General features: G+C 67.7%; 12 protein-coding genes and 1 pseudogene. 5 read left to right on the forward strand and 8 right to left on the reverse strand.

Annotation, left to right across the window (positions count from 1 at the left end):
* Window positions 1–436: 436 nt before the first annotated feature.
* Entirely contained in the window at window positions 437–1,612 is a 1,176-nt protein-coding gene (locus CFK38_RS01315) for a phenylacetate--CoA ligase family protein (RefSeq protein WP_157773306.1), read from the reverse strand.
* Between the two features lie 1,472 nt (window positions 1,613–3,084).
* Here CFK38_RS01315 and CFK38_RS01325 point away from each other — a divergent pair.
* Both CFK38_RS01325 and CFK38_RS01330 read left to right on the forward strand, forming a co-directional pair.
* The gene (locus tag CFK38_RS01325) at window positions 3,085–4,497 is read left to right on the forward strand and encodes an IS1380 family transposase (protein WP_096801454.1); all 1,413 of its coding nucleotides are present in this window, start codon (window positions 3,085–3,087) and stop codon (window positions 4,495–4,497) included.
* 232 nt (window positions 4,498–4,729) lie between these two features.
* Window positions 4,730–4,912, forward strand: a pseudogene (locus CFK38_RS01330) (transposase); the annotation flags it as partial.
* A gap of 366 nt (window positions 4,913–5,278) precedes the next feature.
* On the opposite strand, the gene CFK38_RS01335 reads toward CFK38_RS01330, so the two are convergent.
* The 5 genes from CFK38_RS01335 to CFK38_RS01355 form a co-directional block, all read right to left on the reverse strand.
* Window positions 5,279–5,482 (reverse strand): CDGSH iron-sulfur domain-containing protein, encoded by a 204-nt coding sequence (locus CFK38_RS01335; protein ID WP_338025015.1) that lies wholly within the window; start codon window positions 5,480–5,482, stop codon window positions 5,279–5,281.
* On the reverse strand, window positions 5,479–6,420 hold the full coding sequence (locus CFK38_RS01340; protein ID WP_096801455.1) for an iron-containing redox enzyme family protein: 942 nt from the start codon (window positions 6,418–6,420) through the stop codon (window positions 5,479–5,481). Before CFK38_RS01340 ends, CFK38_RS01335 begins: the two co-directional genes overlap by 4 nt.
* A gap of 322 nt (window positions 6,421–6,742) precedes the next feature.
* Window positions 6,743–7,879, reverse strand: coding sequence for a DegT/DnrJ/EryC1/StrS family aminotransferase (locus tag CFK38_RS01345; protein ID WP_338025016.1), 1,137 nt, complete (start codon window positions 7,877–7,879; stop codon window positions 6,743–6,745).
* A gap of 34 nt (window positions 7,880–7,913) precedes the next feature.
* On the reverse strand, window positions 7,914–9,983 hold the full coding sequence (locus tag CFK38_RS01350; RefSeq protein WP_096801457.1) for a nucleoside-diphosphate sugar epimerase/dehydratase: 2,070 nt from the start codon (window positions 9,981–9,983) through the stop codon (window positions 7,914–7,916).
* Window positions 9,984–10,257: 274 nt separating this feature from the next.
* Window positions 10,258–11,334, reverse strand: a complete 1,077-nt coding sequence (locus tag CFK38_RS01355; RefSeq protein WP_096801458.1) for a transglycosylase family protein — start codon at window positions 11,332–11,334, stop codon at window positions 10,258–10,260.
* Window positions 11,335–11,504: 170 nt separating this feature from the next.
* Here CFK38_RS01355 and CFK38_RS17390 point away from each other — a divergent pair, with 170 nt between their 5' ends.
* Genes CFK38_RS17390 through CFK38_RS01370 form a run of 3 tightly spaced genes read left to right on the forward strand, consistent with a single transcriptional unit; the run spans window position 11,505 to window position 14,262 of the window.
* Window positions 11,505–12,869 (forward strand): alpha/beta hydrolase-fold protein, encoded by a 1,365-nt coding sequence (locus tag CFK38_RS17390; protein WP_218192330.1) that lies wholly within the window; start codon window positions 11,505–11,507, stop codon window positions 12,867–12,869.
* A gap of 29 nt (window positions 12,870–12,898) precedes the next feature.
* On the forward strand, window positions 12,899–13,351 hold the full coding sequence (locus CFK38_RS01365) for a hypothetical protein (protein ID WP_096801459.1): 453 nt from the start codon (window positions 12,899–12,901) through the stop codon (window positions 13,349–13,351).
* The gene (locus CFK38_RS01370; protein ID WP_245851177.1) at window positions 13,348–14,262 is read left to right on the forward strand and encodes an HTTM domain-containing protein; all 915 of its coding nucleotides are present in this window, start codon (window positions 13,348–13,350) and stop codon (window positions 14,260–14,262) included. The genes CFK38_RS01365 and CFK38_RS01370 overlap by 4 nt, the downstream gene beginning before the upstream one ends.
* A gap of 112 nt (window positions 14,263–14,374) precedes the next feature.
* Here CFK38_RS01370 and CFK38_RS01375 read toward each other — a convergent pair whose 3' ends face one another.
* Both CFK38_RS01375 and CFK38_RS01380 read right to left on the reverse strand, forming a co-directional pair.
* Entirely contained in the window at window positions 14,375–15,604 is a 1,230-nt protein-coding gene (locus tag CFK38_RS01375) for a hypothetical protein (protein WP_157773308.1), read from the reverse strand.
* A 164-nt stretch (window positions 15,605–15,768) separates the two neighbouring features.
* Entirely contained in the window at window positions 15,769–17,199 is a 1,431-nt protein-coding gene (locus tag CFK38_RS01380) for an MFS transporter (RefSeq protein WP_096801462.1), read from the reverse strand.
* Window positions 17,200–17,214: the final 15 nt, after the last annotated feature.

The following is a 17,214-nucleotide window of genomic DNA, read 5'->3' on the forward strand; positions in this document are numbered from 1 at the left end:
CGCTCAAGCTCGAGGAGAGCACCCTTGCGTTCCCCGGCCCGCAGTGCCGATGCGCTTGCGAGGAGGAGTTGTGATCGAAGGCGAGGAAGAAATTGAATCTCGCAGTCACTGGCTCGTGAGCACCGCTTCCGATGCGGCGCCCCGGCATCACGCCCTGAATCTGCAAGCGATGATGTGCGGCATCGGCATGGCGTTGCAGACCCTCTGCCGAAGCAGACCATCAGCTGGATGTCGTTGCCGCCGCCCAATGGGTCGAAATTGACATGATTGGAACGGATCTGCGCAAGGCCGCACACGCATTCTAGACTGGCACAAGGAGCGATGCGGCTGCTCGGCACTTGCCGAGATTTTCGCCGGGTGTTCCGCAATGACCCGCTCTCCTGGCGAGAGGCTGGGAATAGGCCTCGTCGTCCGCATCAATCGAATCATCGATGTCCTATCGAGCAGCCCGGTTTCCTGATGCTAGTACTCCTTCCGGATCAGGAATCTCGCAAAAAAAGAATCTCCGTTTGCCGGAAGGTTCCAACGGAACATCGCTGACGTACTCGAAATTGCATTCGAGGATGTTTCCGATCTGCTCATCTAGATGGAACCTCAGTCCAGCCTCCAGCTCCTCCGACCTCTCGGCATTTAGAATATACTTGAAGCGCCCGATGGAGTTCTGCCTCAACTGTATCTGCTTGATCGCCGGGTGCGAATCGATCGCCATGAGAAGCTTGTAGAGATTGCCTCGGGTAGGAAACTGTTCGGTTCCCGCAATCGGGAAGTCGCTGCGCCGGCCGACGAGCTCAGCGAGGAGGTTTGGGATCGGCGTGCCACGTTGATCCGTGACAAATCGACCGAGATCGCCAGTGTCGTACCGGATAAACGGCGTCGCACGATTGTATAGATCGGTGAGCACTATCCTACCCACGCTCCCGGGGGTTGCGGGTTCGTCGGATTCCAGGTCCAGGCACTCAACATGGTGCGTGCTGGTATTGAGGTGGTAAGGCTGCGTAGCTCTCCTCGCGAACCCGATAAGTCCGTTCTCTGTATTGGAGTAGCGGAGTGACAGGTCGACGCCGAGGTGACGTGGCGCGGCGGCTATGAGGTAGGTGGAGGCGGGCTCGCCGACGGCCAGTGCAACCGCGACCGTGCCATGCGGCACCTGGATATCGAATTCCTCAAAACTTCGCAGGAGGCGCTCTAGGAGCGAGCTCATTCCCATGAGGGTGACACCCGGATGGCGGGCGATCCATCGAGCCACCTCGCGGATGGATCCCTCGTCCTCCTCTCCGCCGTAGAGATACTGCCCGCGCAGCCTTAAGGAGACGCGATCCCGACGGGTGGCGCGAATCCATGAGCGGCAATGAACGATCGGTCCGAAAGGATCCGAACCGAGGTAACGGTATGCGGCCACAAGTTCGGATCGATGGCGGGCCAGTCGCCCGTCGTCGAAGTAGGAGGTGAAAGGAATGCCTGAGCTACCGGAGGAGAAATGGGGAGTGAGCTGCTCGAGGCGGGCACTATCGGAGCAGAACGCCTGACGATTGGCCAGCATCATTGCCTTCGATACCACGGGAACATCAGCGAGACACTTCGCGTCGAGTTCGCGATAGAAGGGGACACTCACTTTCGCATGCGAGAGAATTCTTGCAATGTCCAAGGGGTCCGCGCTGGTCGCCTCACTCTCAAGAGTTTGTTGGACCTGCCGAGCTGTGGCCTCCGAGAGGCCACGAGGGACTGCTCGCGCGAGCCGCAGGCGTACGGCTGAGGCGATCACGCCTGGCTCCCACGGACTCTGTGCCCTCGAGCTCCAGAGGTGGCAGAGGCCGTAGTCCCGCTACGAGCCATGATGGCGATACGGGGTCGTCTCGATGGGGTCATGGGGCAACTCGATTCGTCGGCCGACAACTGACTTAGTCATCTTACACCCCTAATGTCGGGTATGCCATAAATGTCCACTTTCACGTTATTCTTCCCGGCACTTGGGAGATGAGGGGGTAGCTGCGCGGCGAAGGGTGGACGCATTGGTACCGGGATGGACGTCGAGGTCTCCCGAGGATGGAAGTTCTCACGCTCGCCATCAGGAAGATTTCGACATGCCCACCGCAACCTTCGACAGCCCTGACCTGGCGTCCTTCGCTCGCCTGGAGGAGTTGGGGTTGGTGGTGGTGGTAGGCCAGCGGCTGATGATAGGCCGCGCGGTGCTCGAATTCCGACTCGCCGAGCAGGATCCCTGGTGCCGGGCTTGCGGATCACGGTCGAGGCCGTGGGGCTCCATCTCCCGATTCGTGGCTCATGAGCCATTCGGCCACCGCGCCACGACGCTGCTCGTGCGGATCCGCCGGTACCGGTCCACCGCCAAAGCCACTCGCGCGAGGACTCCACGTCCGTCGCGGACGAACGAGCGAAACTCTCCCGAAGGGGGATGCGGTGGGTGGGAACTGGGAACTCTTCATCGACCACCTCGCGAACGCGAGGGTTGCCGCCGGGTTGGGCATAGCCTGGCACACCGCCAATGGCGCCGTCGTCGCCGAGGGCAAACGGCAGCTGATCGACGACCCAGGCTGCATCGACGGCGTGAAGATGATCGGGCTCGACGAGCACGTCTGGCGCCACACCCGCTGCGGCAACATGTACGCCACCGTGATCATCGCCCTCACGCCGGCGCGCGACAGGAACGGCACGCGTAGCTGCCGGACATGGTTGCGGGTCACTCCAGGGCAGCGTTCAAGGCCGGGCTCGCAACCCGTCCCCAGGCCTGGAAGGATGGCACGGGGTAGTGGCGATGGACGGGTTCGCGGGGTTCAAGTCCGCCACCAGCGAGGTCCTACCTGAATCGGTCGCGGTTATGGACCCCTAATCCATGTCGTCTGACTGGCCGGGGACACCCTGGAAACTGCCACCGCCGCGTCCTGCAGTAGATCCACAACGTCGCGGCCGCAAGGATGGCCCGCTCTACAAGGCCCGTCACGCACTAGCCTCGGTATTTCATGGTGGTGTGGTCCCGACCGGCGGACGGCATAGAGAAAGGTGCTCCTGACCTGGAATGATACGGGGTGTTGAAGCTCGTATCGATCTGGCGGAAGGAGCACCTTTCAGGTGTCCCACCCTACCTTGTTCTTCTACCCCCGACCGCGAGTGGACATCGCCGAGGTCCCGGCGGTGTCGCATGCCGGCGCGGTGCTACTGACCGACACGATCGGTGCCACCGGCCTCGCCCGCTCGCTGCGCGAAGCACTGGATCCGTGGACGAAACCGCTGGCAGAGCACCACGCGGCGAAGGTCTTGCTGGACCTGGCGATGACTCTCGCGGTGGGCGGGGAGGTCGCCTCGGATACCGATCTGCTGCGGTGCGAGCCGGGAGTGTTCGGTGACGTCGCCTCGGCTCCGACGATCTCCCGCATACTCACCGCGCTCGCCCAGGACGCTCCTGCCGTGATCGAAGCGATCTCCCAGGCCCGCCGGGTTGCGCGAGAGCGGGCATGGGTCCTGGCCGGCGACCATTCCCCGGCTGCGGCGGCCAGCGCAAAGAAGCCGCTGGTCATCGACCTCGACGCCACCTTGATCACCGCCCACAGCGAGAAGGAGCAGGCCGCACCCAACTTCAAACGTGGCTACGGCTTTCACCCCCTGTGCGCGTTCCTGGACCACGGCAGCGACGGGACCGGGGAGCCGTTGGCGATCCAGCTCCGTCCCGGCAACGCCGGGTCCAACACGGCTGCCGATCACATCACCGTCACCCGTCAGGCTCTCGCTCAGCTGCCTGCGGGCCCGCTTGTCCGGGGTGGGCAGGGATCGAAGAAGGTCCTGATCCGCACCGATGGAGCCGGCGGCACCAAGGACTTCCTCCAGTGGCTGACCAGACGGCGGCTGGCTTACTCCGTCGGGTTCACCCTCCCCGCAAACACGCCTGACCTGCTGAAACGCATCGACGAGGCCGCGGCGTGGACCCCCGCCTATGACAGTGACGACGATGGCGTCCGCGATGGGGCATTCGTGGCGGAGCTGACCGGACTGCTGGACCTGACCGGCTGGCCTGCGGGGATGCGGGTGATCGTGCGGAAGGAGCGCCCCCACCCCGGAGCGCAGCTGCGGATCACCGACCACGAAGGAATGCGGATCACCGCGTTCGCGACCAACACCCCGCGCGGCCAGCTGCCGACCCTGGAGCTGAGACACCGTCGCCGAGCGCGCTGCGAAGATCGGATCCGTAACGCCAAGGACATGGGCCTTGAGAAGTTCCCGCTGCAGGGATTCGCGCAGAACCAGATCTGGTGCCAGATCATCCAGCTCGCCTCCGAGCTGGTCGCCTGGATGCAGACCATCGCGCTGACCAGTACTGATGCGAGGAAGTGGGAGCCCAAACGACTTCGCGCGCGGCTGTTCGAGGTCCCCGCGATCCTCGTGCGCCGTGCCCGGCGCAAGATCCTCCACCTCGCCCAGCACGCTCCCGAAGCCATTAAGGTCCTGACCGGCGTCAACCGGCTCCGCACCGCCGTCGCGCAGACCTGACCAGGCGGCTCCACCTGTCCCTACGGCCCCCAGCACCTTCTCGGGAGTGGAACCCGACCGCCCGCAACGGACACTGCGACAATCTGTCACACCCAGATGCCAGAATCAGCAGCTGAGCATCGGCAACGACGCCGACCGCCCCCGCTCACCAACCCGATGAAACATCGAGGCTAGTGAGAGGGAGCCAGGTGATCAGAGCTTTGACAAGGAACGTCCGAACCTACTGCCCGAGCTAAGCGGGACCCTGCACCATTGGGCTCAGGACGTGCTGGCCCACTTCGACCGCCCCGGCACCAACAACGGACCAAGCGAGGCGCTCAACGGCCGCCTCGAGCACCCCCGCGGCTCCGCCCTCGGCTTCCGCGACTTCACCAACTACATCGCCTGCTGTCTTCTCGAATCAGAAGATTTCAGAAATAAACCAGCTACTCCCTCAGATGCGATGCCCCCGTCGCTCAAGAATTGGTTCCATCGAGCATGGCGCGCTTCAATCGAGCACTTTCGATCGGCCGCATAAGGTGACGAATTTTCTGCGGGATCCAGATATCGCATCACTTTGTTCCCGTGAACTCAAACCAAGCGAATGCTGGTTACGGCAACTACATGCAGTTGCAAATGGGAGAGCAATTAAGAGGTGGGTGATGCTTCGGATATCAACATCTCGCCTGTTGACAGAAACGACTGGCAGCACGCAGCCCATAATCTCTTCATCAAGAGGGAATCCGCCGGGAACAGATAAGCGAAAGATATACGGAATTGTCGAGCGCATGCGCCCAAATATTCAGCGCTTGCGTATCAATTTGTGATTTCCGTCGCACCACGGTTTGATTCCCGAAGCACCACACCGGCAGACGGCACTTACTGGCCTCCACGTCTGGTGCTCGTTCCCGTCTTCGTCCTCGACCACGTGCTCGCCTCGCAACAACATCGGTCCGCGGGGGCAGAGGACCACATCCGGATGATCGACATCCATGTCCTTCTTCATTCAGACCACTCCTCCAGGAGCTTTTCCGCATAGAGGTCGTCCACATGCAGGGAGGCCCATGCACCAAAGTAGACATTTTCGTACTGTTCCGGTTCTTCTTCCAGCAGGGCACCACAGATGTTCCGTACCGCTAATTGCTCGTGCACGGCATCGGCTTCGACGTGCTCGGTATAGTACTCAACCATTTCCCCAGGGAAGCCGAGTCGCTTTAGGCCGCGGGCAATTTTGCGCGAGGGCGCGGAGCTGGTTGCCTCGAAGGCTGCAAGGAAACCGAGTGAGGCCGCACGCAGTCGCCGATTCAACCCGAACAAGCTCATCACGTTGTTCTGCATTAGCACTTCAAGTGGTGCTTCGTTGATGTAGTGGCCATACTCGGCAGAAAGGCCACTTGCTGCGAGCCCTTTCGCGAAAAGGTTCGCGTGGAGGCGGTGCGGGTTACCGCCGCCATATTCGTCGTACTGTAACTCCATCACAGCCGCTTTCACCCGGTAAGGCAGTCTCGGTATCGTCCACGTGGTGTGGTCCGACTCCTTGAGGGTGTAGATCGACTTGTGCCGCAAAAATTGGAGCGCTTGCTCCTTACTGGCAACACGTTGCAAATGCGTAGTTACCGAGGGACCGTCGTGCGCAGCGACGAACTCGAAGAAGTCCTCCGCGAATTTCCCAGGGGCAGGCGGCGCCGGGGCGCGCTCGCGCAATAGCCGCTCGAACCCGTTCTCAAGCCGACGGCGCAGTGCGATGAGGTGTGGGTCCCATTCAAGCTCTTCGGCCACGTCGTCGAAACCGCGATAGTGCAACTCGAAGAGGGACCACAAGGCGATTTGAGCATCGTCGGGGCTGTCCGGAGTAGAGGTGTGTGAGAGCGCCGCAGTGTCGCCCGAACGCAATGTCTCTAGGAGACTATCGCTGAGAGCACCGCGGGGTGCGGGGGTCAGCATAGAAAGATTTTCGCGTCGGCCACGAGACATCGAACTGCGGCGGCTGGACTGGGCGACTGGGAATGCATTCTATCCCTCGTTTCATGCTCACAGTATTGCGGGCACCAGGCCACCCCTGGGCACGATTCCAGTCTAACGCACAGGGGAGCATGTAGCACGTGTGTCTTCGACTAGAATTTGTGGCGACGAGCCCGGGGCCGACCATCACTATTGCTTGAAAACGACTCGGCCCGCGCGCAACGCAACTCCTTGCCAGCACCGCCGCGAAACCATTCGTGAAAGCCACATTGTGCACACTAGTCTGCCATATCGTTGCCGATGCTCACAATACGGTCGTCGATCTCGAGGTCGAGCATCGCATTCGCGACGCGAGGAACTCGTGCAGCACCCCGTCGACCTGACGACACTCGGCCTCGGTCAGTGCCGACCCGCTGGGGAGTGCGAGCCCGGTGCTGAACAGCCGCTCCGCGGCCCCCGTGATCCTGGCCGGGGAGGAGGCGAAGATCGGCTGCAGGTGCATGGGCTTCCACAGCGGCCGGCTCTCGATCCGGGCCGCTGTCAGCACTGCCCCGAGATCCGCGGCGGAGAAGCCCGCCACGTCGGGATCGACGACCGCTGCGGTGAGCCAGCAGTTGTCGTCCAGGTCACCGCTTCGCTGGAAGATCTCGACCCCGGGCGAGTCCGCGACCAGGGCTGCATAGGCTTCGCGACGCGCCCGGCGGCGCGCGATCATGTCGTCGAGTCGACCGAGTTGGGCGATGCCCACCCCCGCGAGCAGGTTCGAGAGTCGGTAGTTGTACCCGATCTCCCGATGCTCGTAGTGCGCGACCGGCTCCCGGGCCTGCGTGGCCAGGAACCTGACTCGTGAGGCGGTGGCCTCGTCGTCGGTGAGGTACATGCCCCCGCCCGAGGTGGTCATGACCTTGTTGCCGTTGAAGGACAGGATCGCGGCATCCCCGAGCTTCCCGGCGGGGCGGCCGGCATGGTGGGCGCCGAGGGACTCGGCCGAGTCGGCGAGCACCCGGGCACCGTACCGCCAGGCGATGGCGCCGATCCGGGTGTAGTCGGCGCAGCTGCCGAGCAGGTCCACGGGGACGACTGCAGGGACCGACCTCCCGTCCCGCTGCAGCGTGGACAGCACCTCCTCGAGCAGTCCCGGGTCCATCTGCCCGGTCTGCGGGTCCGCATCGACGAAGTACGGGGTCGCCCCGGTGTAGGAGATCGCGTTGGCGGTCGCGGCGAAGGTCATGGTCGAGGTCGGGATGACATCACCCGGCCCCACGCCCCAGGCGAGGAGCCCGAGGTGGAGGGCTGCGGTCCCGGAGCTGAGGGCGACGGCGTGGCGGCGCCCGAGGCGGTCCGCCATCCGCTGCTCGAAGTCGTCGACCGCCGGACCGAGCGGAGCGATCCACCCTGAGTCGAAGGCCTCGATCACGGCGGCACGTTCGGCGTAGGACATGTCCGGACCGGAGAGGAGCACAGGTGTCATATCGTCAGAACCCCACAGCCATGGGCGCGCTCATCGAGCTGCACACACCGGACATGACGCCCATGAACTGAGCGGCGTCATGCATGGACCTCGAGGTCGGGATGTCCCGCATGTCCACCGGTGCCACCGGGACGCCGGTGACCAGGGCATGGGCGGTGGGCTGTGAGGCGTCGACCGCTGAGAACAGCACCTCGTGCATCTTCTCGCCCGGTCGCAGTCCGGAGTAGACGATGTCCACGTCCCGCCCCGAGGCCTCGATGAGCTGCCGCGCCAGATGTTCGATCCGCACCGGTTCCCCCATGTCGAGGACGAGCGCCTTGCCGCTGTCACCGACCACGGCCGCCTGGAGCACGAGCTGCACGGCCTCGGAGACGGTCATGAAGAACCTGGTCACCTCGGGGTCGGTGACCGTGACCGGTCCACCGCGCTCGATCTGCGCGATGAAGGTGTGGAGCACCGAACCACGAGTGCCCAAGACGTTCCCGAACCGCACGCTGACCCAGGAGCCGTGCGCGGCCGTCAGCGCCTTCTGCGCGGTCAGACCCTCCGCGACCCGCTTGCTCAGCCCCAGCACATTGGTCGGATCGGCGGCTTTGTCCGTGGAGACGTTCACGAATCGCTCGACGCCATGGCGCTCGGCGGCCTCGAGCACGTTGTGGGTGCCCAGCACGTTCGTCTTGTACGCCTCGTCCGGCGACTTCTCGAGCATGTTGACGTGCTTGAGAGCGGCGGCATGGAAGACGACGTCGGGAAGGTGACGGGCGAAGACGGCGTCCAGCCGTTCCGCATCGCGGATGTCCGCGAGCTCCATGTTGTCCTTCTCCAGATCGGCGGTGCCGTCCATCGACAGCAGCAGCGCGTGCAGGGCGGACTCATCACGGTCGAGCATCACCAGTTCGCTCGGGCCGAAGGTCGAGATCTGTCGGCACAGCTCCGAGCCTATGGACCCACCTGCGCCGGTCACCAGCACCGTCTTCCCGGCGAGCATGCCGGAGATGGTGCTGAGGTCGGTCTCGACCGGGCGGCGCCCCAGCAGGTCCTGAGGCTGGATCTCGCGCAGGTCGGCATGCCGTACCCCGCCGAGCATCTCCCCGAGGGGCGGAACGATCTTCACCGGCAGGCCGATCGCCGTGGCCTCTGCGGTGAGCTTTCCGATCGTCATGGCGCTGATGTACGGGGTGGCGATCACAAGCACATCGGCGCGGGAGCTCGTCGCAACCCGCGTCAGCTCCTTCGTGGTCCCCAGCACCGCGGCGCCGGCATGGCGGAGGTGCCGCTTCCGGGGATCGTCATCGAGGAAGGCGACCGGCTCCCAGGGCGAGCTGGTGTCGCGGCGCATGGAGTCGGTGAGATTGCGGCCCACCTCACCGGCACCCACGATGAGCGCCCGGCCGGTGGTGTCGGCTCGCAGATGCCGGGTGGCCCGGAGCACGGCCCGTCGCACGAGGTAGCGGACCATGCCGGCGAGCACCAGCACCACGGGGGCCGCGATGAGTGGAGCAGTCAAGGGGACCATCCGGACCGGAGCCGCCAGGTTCAGGAGGGTCACGACGGCGGAGACGGCGCCCACGGTGACGGCGAGCGGCATCAGTTCGTCGAAGCTGCCCACCAGGTGTCGTCCCTGATGCAGGTGGAGCGTGCGTGCCAGGAGCGTGTAGGCGAGGACCGCGACCCCGGCACAGATCAGCAGGCCGAAGAAGGGGGTGGCCCGCCCGTCGATTCCGATCCCGGCCGAGATGGCGGGAGTCTCCAGCCGGAGTCCGGAGGCGATCCACAGGCCGAGGAACCACACCATCGCGTCGACCAGGGCGAAAGGAAGGGCTGCGGGCTGCAGCTCACGACGCGCGCGCCTGGCCCGCGGCCGCGGTGCCGCCCTGGGCACAGGCACAGCAGGTCCGGCCTCCACAGTCTCCGCAGGCTTGTCCGCCACCTGCTCGGGGGCCACGTGCAGTTCCGCCGGGTCCCGCCGGATGAGACGAGGGCGGACGCCCCAGCGCCGAGCCGCGGAGGCTCGCTTCGACTCTCCGGTGCGACGCGCAGGACGAGCGTCATCGCGCAGAGTAAAGATGGACATGATGTTCCTTCCACAGCGGTGCGCGGAACGGAAGACTCGGCACTCTGTGCCGGTATGTCCGTTTTGTCCGCCCTTTCGAGCGCGACTCTACCCTCTCGATGTCCGTTTTGCACTATATCTCCACATATTTGAGATGGGTGGGCGCGGGGTCGCGCCGTTCCCCGACAGCGCCCCACACGAGGGGAGCGGCACACAACGAGAACGACGCGCCGACCCCGAACGGGGCCGACGCGTCGTCGGTGGTGCTGCGGAGCGGGCGCTGGCCCGCCGAGGATCAGTGGGCGTTGAGGTACTGCTGCAGCGCCTTCACGGTGGAGTAGCTGGTGCGGAAGTCCCACACGCCGTTGTCGCCGTGGCCGATCGCAGCGCGCAGCTTGCGGGTGGTCTCCGCGCCGATCTTGCCGTCCTGGACGGCGCCGACCTTGCTCTGCAGCGCCGTGATGTCGCTGCTCGAGAGCGAGCCGTCCTGGCTGGTGCCCACCCAGCCCTGCAGGGCCCGGGTGGTGGCCGGCCCGAACTTCCCGTCCACGACCAGGCCCCCGGAGCTCGGGGCTGCGGGGGCGGAGGGGGCCGACGGGGCGGGTGCCGGGGAGCTCGCCGGTGCACCCTCGTTGAGGAAGACCTGCAGCGCCTTCACGGTGGAGTAGTTGGACCGGAAGTCCCACACCCCGTTGCTGCCCAGGCCCATCTGGGCGCGCAGCCTGCGGGTGGTCTCCGCCCCGATCTTGCCGTCCTGGGCGGCGCCGACCTTGCCCTGCAGCGCCGTGATGTCGCTGCGGGAGAGCGAGCCGTCCTGGCTCGTGCCCACCCAGCCCTGCAGGGCCCGGGTGGTGGCCGGCCCGGACTTGCCGTCCACCGCGAGTGCGCCGGTGGAGACTCGATCGTGGTCGCGGGAGGGGGCGCTCTCGCGCTCGCCGGGCTGCGCGTTCGCATCCGCGCCACCGTTGGTGCGGGTCAGGCCCGCGCGCTTGCCGCAGACGGGCCAGGCGCCGGGGCCCTGGCGATCCAGCACCCGCTGGGCGACGGCGATCTGCTCGGCCTTGGTGGCCTGGTGCGCGTAGGAGGCGAACTCCTGCCCGCCGAACGACTTCCAGGTGGGCTGGTAGAATTGGAGCCCGCCGTAGTAGCCGTTGCCGGTGTTGATCGACCAGTTCCCGGTGGACTCGCACTGGGCGACCTCGTCCCAGACGGTGGTGTCCGCCTGGGCGACCCCGGCCCCGGTGATGCCCAGGCCCGCAGCGATCACGGCGCCGCCGGTGGCTGCGGCCATCTTCGGGGCGACGCGTGCGCCGCGGAAGTAGATCGCGGAGCCGTCGGCGCGATGGGTGGGGACTCGTGAGGGTGCGGACATCGAGGAACTCCTGGGACGGGGCGCGGGGGAAGCATGCGGGATGAACTGTGGAGGACGGCCGACGTCGAGACGTCGGCCCACAGCTCCACGATGCCCGTCCCACCAGCGCGTTCAGTGCTCCCGATGCCAAGTCCGCGCCAATTCTTGAGGGAACTTTTACTCAATTTGCCATGAAGAAGAATGACAATGACGGAATTACTGAGTACAAGCAGACCTCGCCGTCGGCAGGCCGTGACGGTCCGCACCGTGAGGGGCGAGCACCGGCGGCCCCGGACCGAGAGGTGCCCATGACCTGCCCCACCGAGGGCCCGATGTTCCCCGCCGCGCTCTGGGAACCGTCGATGCGCCGCGCCGGCGACGACGCGACCACCCCGGTCCGGCGGCGCGATGACGCCATCTCACCCGGCGGTCGCGGGGGCGTCGGCCCGCAGCTGCTCCACCAGGACGGAGATCGCGCGCTGGTCCGCTTCCGCCACACCGCGCGGACGGCGAGCGCGGTGGCGCTGCAGGCGAACGGCTGGTGGCGTCCCGTTCCGTCGGATGCCTGCGAGCTGCGGCCGCAGGCCGACGGCCGCTGGGAAGGCGTGTTCGAGGTCCCTGCGGACTGGCGTGCCAGCTACGGCTTCGCCGTGCACCACGGGCCTGCGGAACCTCCGTGGCGGACCGCAGGGATGAAGACGCCCGGGGCAGAGGTGATGCCCGATCCCGGGAATCCACGCCGTCACCGCGCCGGACGCGGTGGCGCGACACGCTCCCTCATCGCGCTCCCGGATGACGGACCCTTCGCCCCGGGCGACGCGGCCGGGCCGGATCCTCAGGTCCTCCCGGTCACCGCGCCGCCTCACGGCCCGCGCACCCGCTGGTGGACCTCGCGGCCGGGGGACGCCGGCTGCGAGGGCCTCGACCCCGGGGCCGCGCTGCCGCTGCTCGTCCTCACCGACGGCGAGCAGCACGTCGATCACCTGCGCACGCCGGCGCTCCTCGCTCGGGGGGTCGCCTGCGGGGTGCTGCCTCCGATGACGGCGGTGTTCCTCGATTCGGGTCCCCGGCGCAGCGAGGTGCTCGGTGTCCCCGGTGGACATGCCCGGTGGATCGCGGAGCAGCTGCTGCCCGCCCTGCGCACGCACGGTCTCGGGACGGGGCCCGGTCGCGTGCGCGTGAACACCGCGGCGGCCCGCACCATCGTCGCCGGCTCCAGTTTCGGAGGTCTCACCGCGCTCTTCGCGGGGGCGCGCGCCCCGCTGCTGATCGGAGCCGTGATCGCGCAATCGGTCTCGCTGTGGCGCTATCCCCCGGGTGCCCTCGTGCCGCCGCTGCTGCGCGCCGCTGCGCAGCCGCTGCGACTGCGCCTCCAGGTGGGCCGGTACGAGGGGGACATGGCCGAGCGGTCCAGGGAGCTGCACGATGCGCTCACGGCCGGCGCTGCACGCTGCGGCACGTCCTTGGACATGTCCCTCACGACGCACAGCGGTGGGCACGACTGGGCCTGGTGGCAGCCGCTGATGCTCCGCGAACTGTCGTCGCTGCTGCGCTGAACGGGATGAGGACCCGCTACGCTCGGCGCGTGTCCTCCCCCTCTCGTCTCTCCGCGGTCTCGATGACCTGGCGGGTGCTGGTGGTGCTGGCGTGCGTGGGGGTGCTGGCCGTGGGCGGCCTGACCCGGTCCAACGATCTGTTCCCCTTCGGGGCGCTGGACCAGTTCTCCGCGGGCATCGATCCCGATGGCGAGGTGGTCAACACCTGCCTGCTGGGGATCCGGGCGGACGGGGAGCCGTTCGACATCTCCTTCGGGCAGCGCAGCGTGGGGATCGAGCGGGCCGATGTCGAGAACAACCTCGCCGCGATCGAGGCGGATTCGCAGCTGCTGGCACCGCTGGCGGCGGAGTACGACCGTCGCCACCCCGAGGAGCCGCCTCTCGACGCCCTGGTGCTGTGCCAGCGGGTCACGCAGCTGCAGAACGGCACCGCCCACGGTGAGGACGAGCTGATCGAGGTCACCCGGTGGGAGGCGCCGTGAGCGCCACCAGCCCCGCACGCCGGCTCCGATCGGTGCTGTTCCCGGCGCTGCCGCTGGCCCGCGTCCGGGTGCTGCGGGTGCTGATCTGCGCCTTCGTGGTGATCGACGTGCTGACCTTCTCGCGGGACGTGCTCTCCCATGTGGGGAACGCGGGGTTCTTCACGCCGGTCGCGCTGGCCCGTCTGCTGCAGCTGCCGCCGGTGACCGCCCCGATCGCGTACACCCTGCTGGCCCTGATCCTGGCCGGCTGCGCGGCGGGGATCGTGGGGTGGCGGCCGCGGCTGTCCGGGTCGGTGCTCGCGATCGCGTTCTGGCTGTGGATGCTGTACAGCAACTCCTACGGCTACATCGCCCACGATCACATGGCGCTGATGGTGGCGGTCGCAGTGCTGCCCACGGTGGCGGGGCAGGAGGGCCCCGGACCCGACGGCGCCGTCTCCGTGCATGACCGACCCGTGACCAGCGGACCCGCCCGCAGCGAGGCGGCCGGCTGGGCGCTGCGCGCGATCCAGATCGCGGTGGTCGCCACCTACTTCTTCTCCGTGATCCCGAAGATCCTGTACTCGGGATCGCTCGCGAACTGGGGCAACAGCGCGATCCTCACCTGGGCGTCGATACGCCGCGGCACCGGCCTCGCGCACTGGCTGGTCGCGCACACGCCCTGGGTGTTCGTGCCCGCGCAGTGGGCGGGGATCGCGCTGGAGACCCTCTCCCCCGTGGTGCTGTTCCTGCGCGGGAAGGCCCTGTACGTCGTGGTCGCGCTGTACCTCGGCTTCCACGTCTCCACCCTGGTGCTGCTGGGCATCCACTTCCTGCCCACCGCGCTGTGCTGGGCGGCATTCCTGCCGCTGGAACGGCTGCGCCTGCCACGGCTCGGCCGGCCTCGGCCTCACGTGACGCCGCGCTCCTGACGATGTCAGGTGCCGGGCCGGTCCGCCATGGTGGTCGGCATCGGGATCATGTCCCGCCCTCGCCCGTTCCCAGGATCCTGCGGCCGGCGCGCGTGCGCACTGGCGGTGGTGCTCAGTCGCACTCGCGCCCGCGGGGCTGTCCGGCCGTCGTGAGGATGACGGCCCCGACGACGGCCCCGGTCTCGGCATCGGTGCAGTAGCTGACGGTGATCGCTCCGGCGCTGCGCAGGTGCACGTCGAACACGCCCTCGCGGTCGATGGCAGCGGTGGCCTCGACCGTGAAGGGCACCTCGATCGGCGCGGGGCCGTCGGCGGCGGAACCGGCGACGGCGTCACCGGTGGGAGTGAACTCTGCGGTCCCGTCGCCGACCGCCAGCCAGACGTAGAGGTTCGCGGGGACCGCAGCGACGCGGGGCGGCCGGGTGAGCGTCCAGGTGCCCTGGGTCGCGGGGACGCGTGCCGCGAAGGGACATCCCTCGGGGGCGCTCGCGGTGCTCACCACGCAGTCCTCCAGCGCGGCGTCGATCTGGTGCTGCACCTCGGCCTGGCTCCTCTCGTCGAGCACGACGTGCGCATCGTGGAGGGGGATCGCCGTGTCCCCGAGGACGGGCGGCACCTCGAGCGTGACCCGCGGCGCCTCCAGCCAGCCAGGCAGCTCGGGCAGGGTGACCTCGTAGGTGCCGGGGAGCAGCTGCAGCACGACCGCCGATTCGAAGGTCTCCGCCGCGGTCCGCAGCTCGGCGACCGGGAGACTGACGCCTTCGATCGCGATCTCCTGCACTCCGAGAGGCAGATCGAGCCGCAGCCGGGGCAGCTCCACGGGCACGAGCTCCCACACCGCCGGGGAGAAGGCGCCGGTGTCGGTCGAGGTCAGGGTGAACGTGGCCTCCCCGCGTGCCGTCCCGGCGCGGAGCGCGGCGGTGACCGCGGCGGTGCCGGCCTCGACCGTGACCTGGCGGATCTCGAAGGTGTCCAGGCGGTCCTCGGCGCCGTCGAGCATCTGCGGGGTCAGCGCGGCGACGCTGGGAGCCGCCCGGGCGTGCGCGCGCACGGTCTCCAGGTCGCCGTCGACCACGGCCTGGAGGAACTCTCGGGTGACCTGCTCCGGGCCGGTGGTGGCGCCGAGCAGGCGCGGGAGCGCGATGAGCAGAGCGCCCACCAGGACCAGCACTGCGCAGGCGGCGATCACCCGTCGGCTCCGGCGGGACAGGCGGGAGCCGCGTCGCGGCGCGGGAACGGGCTCCGCACCGCTGTCCCCTGCAGGGTCGGAATGCGGCCCGAGCCCTCCGCTCGCAGCGCCGGGGCCGGTGGGAGGACGCTCCTGGTCCCAGCCCAGCGGCACGGCTCGTCCTCTCGTGCGATCCCGTCCTCGCGCCCCCATGCGGTGCTCCCCTCCGGTCTCGTCCGCAGTGCTCCCGGCCGGCGTCCTCACCTGCTGCCAGGGTACGGTCCCCCGCGTCTCGGGTGCGAGCGATGAGGGGATCGTCGGTCGCCGGGAGGTGCCCGTCAGAGCGCGCCCTTGCCCGCCTTCTCCCGGGCGCGGTCGGCGAAGCTGACGCCCATCGCGGCCAGGGTGAGCGCCATGATGATGGTCAGCGCGATGATGAACGCCTCGAGCCAGGCGGTGCCGCCCTCGGTGAGGGAGAAGATGATGCCGGGGATCATCGCGGTGCCGATCGCGGCGCCGGTGCGCTGGCCCAGCTGCAGGATGCCGCCGGCGACTCCGCCGAAGCGGGGATCCACGGAGTTCAGGGTGAGGGTCTGGTTCGGGGAGATGGTCATGCCCTGGCTGAGGCCCATCAGGGTCAGCGGCACCGCCAGCCACCAGAAGGCGACCGCGCCGCTCTCGACGAAGCCGGTCATCACTGCGGTGCCGGCCAGTCCCAGGAAGGCGACGCCGAAGCCGACGATCACCATGCGGCGCCCGTAGGTGAGCACCCGTTTGCCGAGGGCCTGGGAGCTGATCGCGGCGGCGAACGAGGAGGGCACGCCCATCAGGGAGGCCTCGAAGGCGGTGTGGCCCAGATGCATCTGCAGGTACAGCGGCACGATGATCCACACGCTGGTGGCGCCCAGGAAGTACACCGCGACGATGAGGATGCCGTTGCGGAAGGCCTGGTTCGCGAAGATCGCGGTGTCGACCATCGGGCTGCGTCCGCGGCGCTTGTAGCGCCGCTCCCACACCCACCACACGCCGAGGATCAGCAGCCCGGCGGGGAAGGACAGCCACACCAGCACGCTCACGCCGCGTTCGAGGAAGGGCAGCATGATGCCCAGGATCGCCAGGCACAGCAGGATCGCGCCGAGGGGGTCGAGGTCCGGCCGGGCCGTCCCCCGCGCCCGGTCGTCGGGGATGTACTTCAGGGCGCCGAGGATCGCGATCACCCCGATCGGGGCGTTCATCAGGAACATCCAGCGCCAGCCCCACTGGGGTCCGAGGATCTGGATCAGCGCCCCGCCCACGACGGGGCCGATGGCGGTGGCCACCGCGACCGTGGTGGCCAGCAGCGCGAAGGCCCGGGCCCGGTCGTGGCCGCGGAAGTGCTGCTGGATCAGCGCGACGGTCTGCGGGTTCAGCAGCCCCGAGCCCAGGCCCTGCAGGATGCGGGCGAGGTTGAGCGTCTCGACGCTCGGTGCGAAGCCGGACAGCAGGGAGCCGGCGGTGAAGACCCCGACGCCGACGATGAACATGCGTCGCCGCCCGGTGGCATCACCGGCCCGGCCCGCAGGGACCAGCAGCATGCCGAAGGCGAGCGCGTACCCGGAGATCACCCACTGCAGCTCGCCGGTATCCGCCTCGAGGCCCTCCCCGATCGCGGTGAGGCCCACGTTGATGACGCTCACGGCGATCAGGGCCATGAACAGCGGGGCGAGGAGGACGGCGAGGAGGGGCTTGCGACGCACCGGTGGGGTCAGCGCGCTGGGGTCGGGGATCACCGGCTCACCTTATGC

This window comes from Brachybacterium vulturis, from assembly GCF_002407185.1.
GTDB lineage: Bacteria > Actinomycetota > Actinomycetes > Actinomycetales > Dermabacteraceae > Brachybacterium > Brachybacterium vulturis.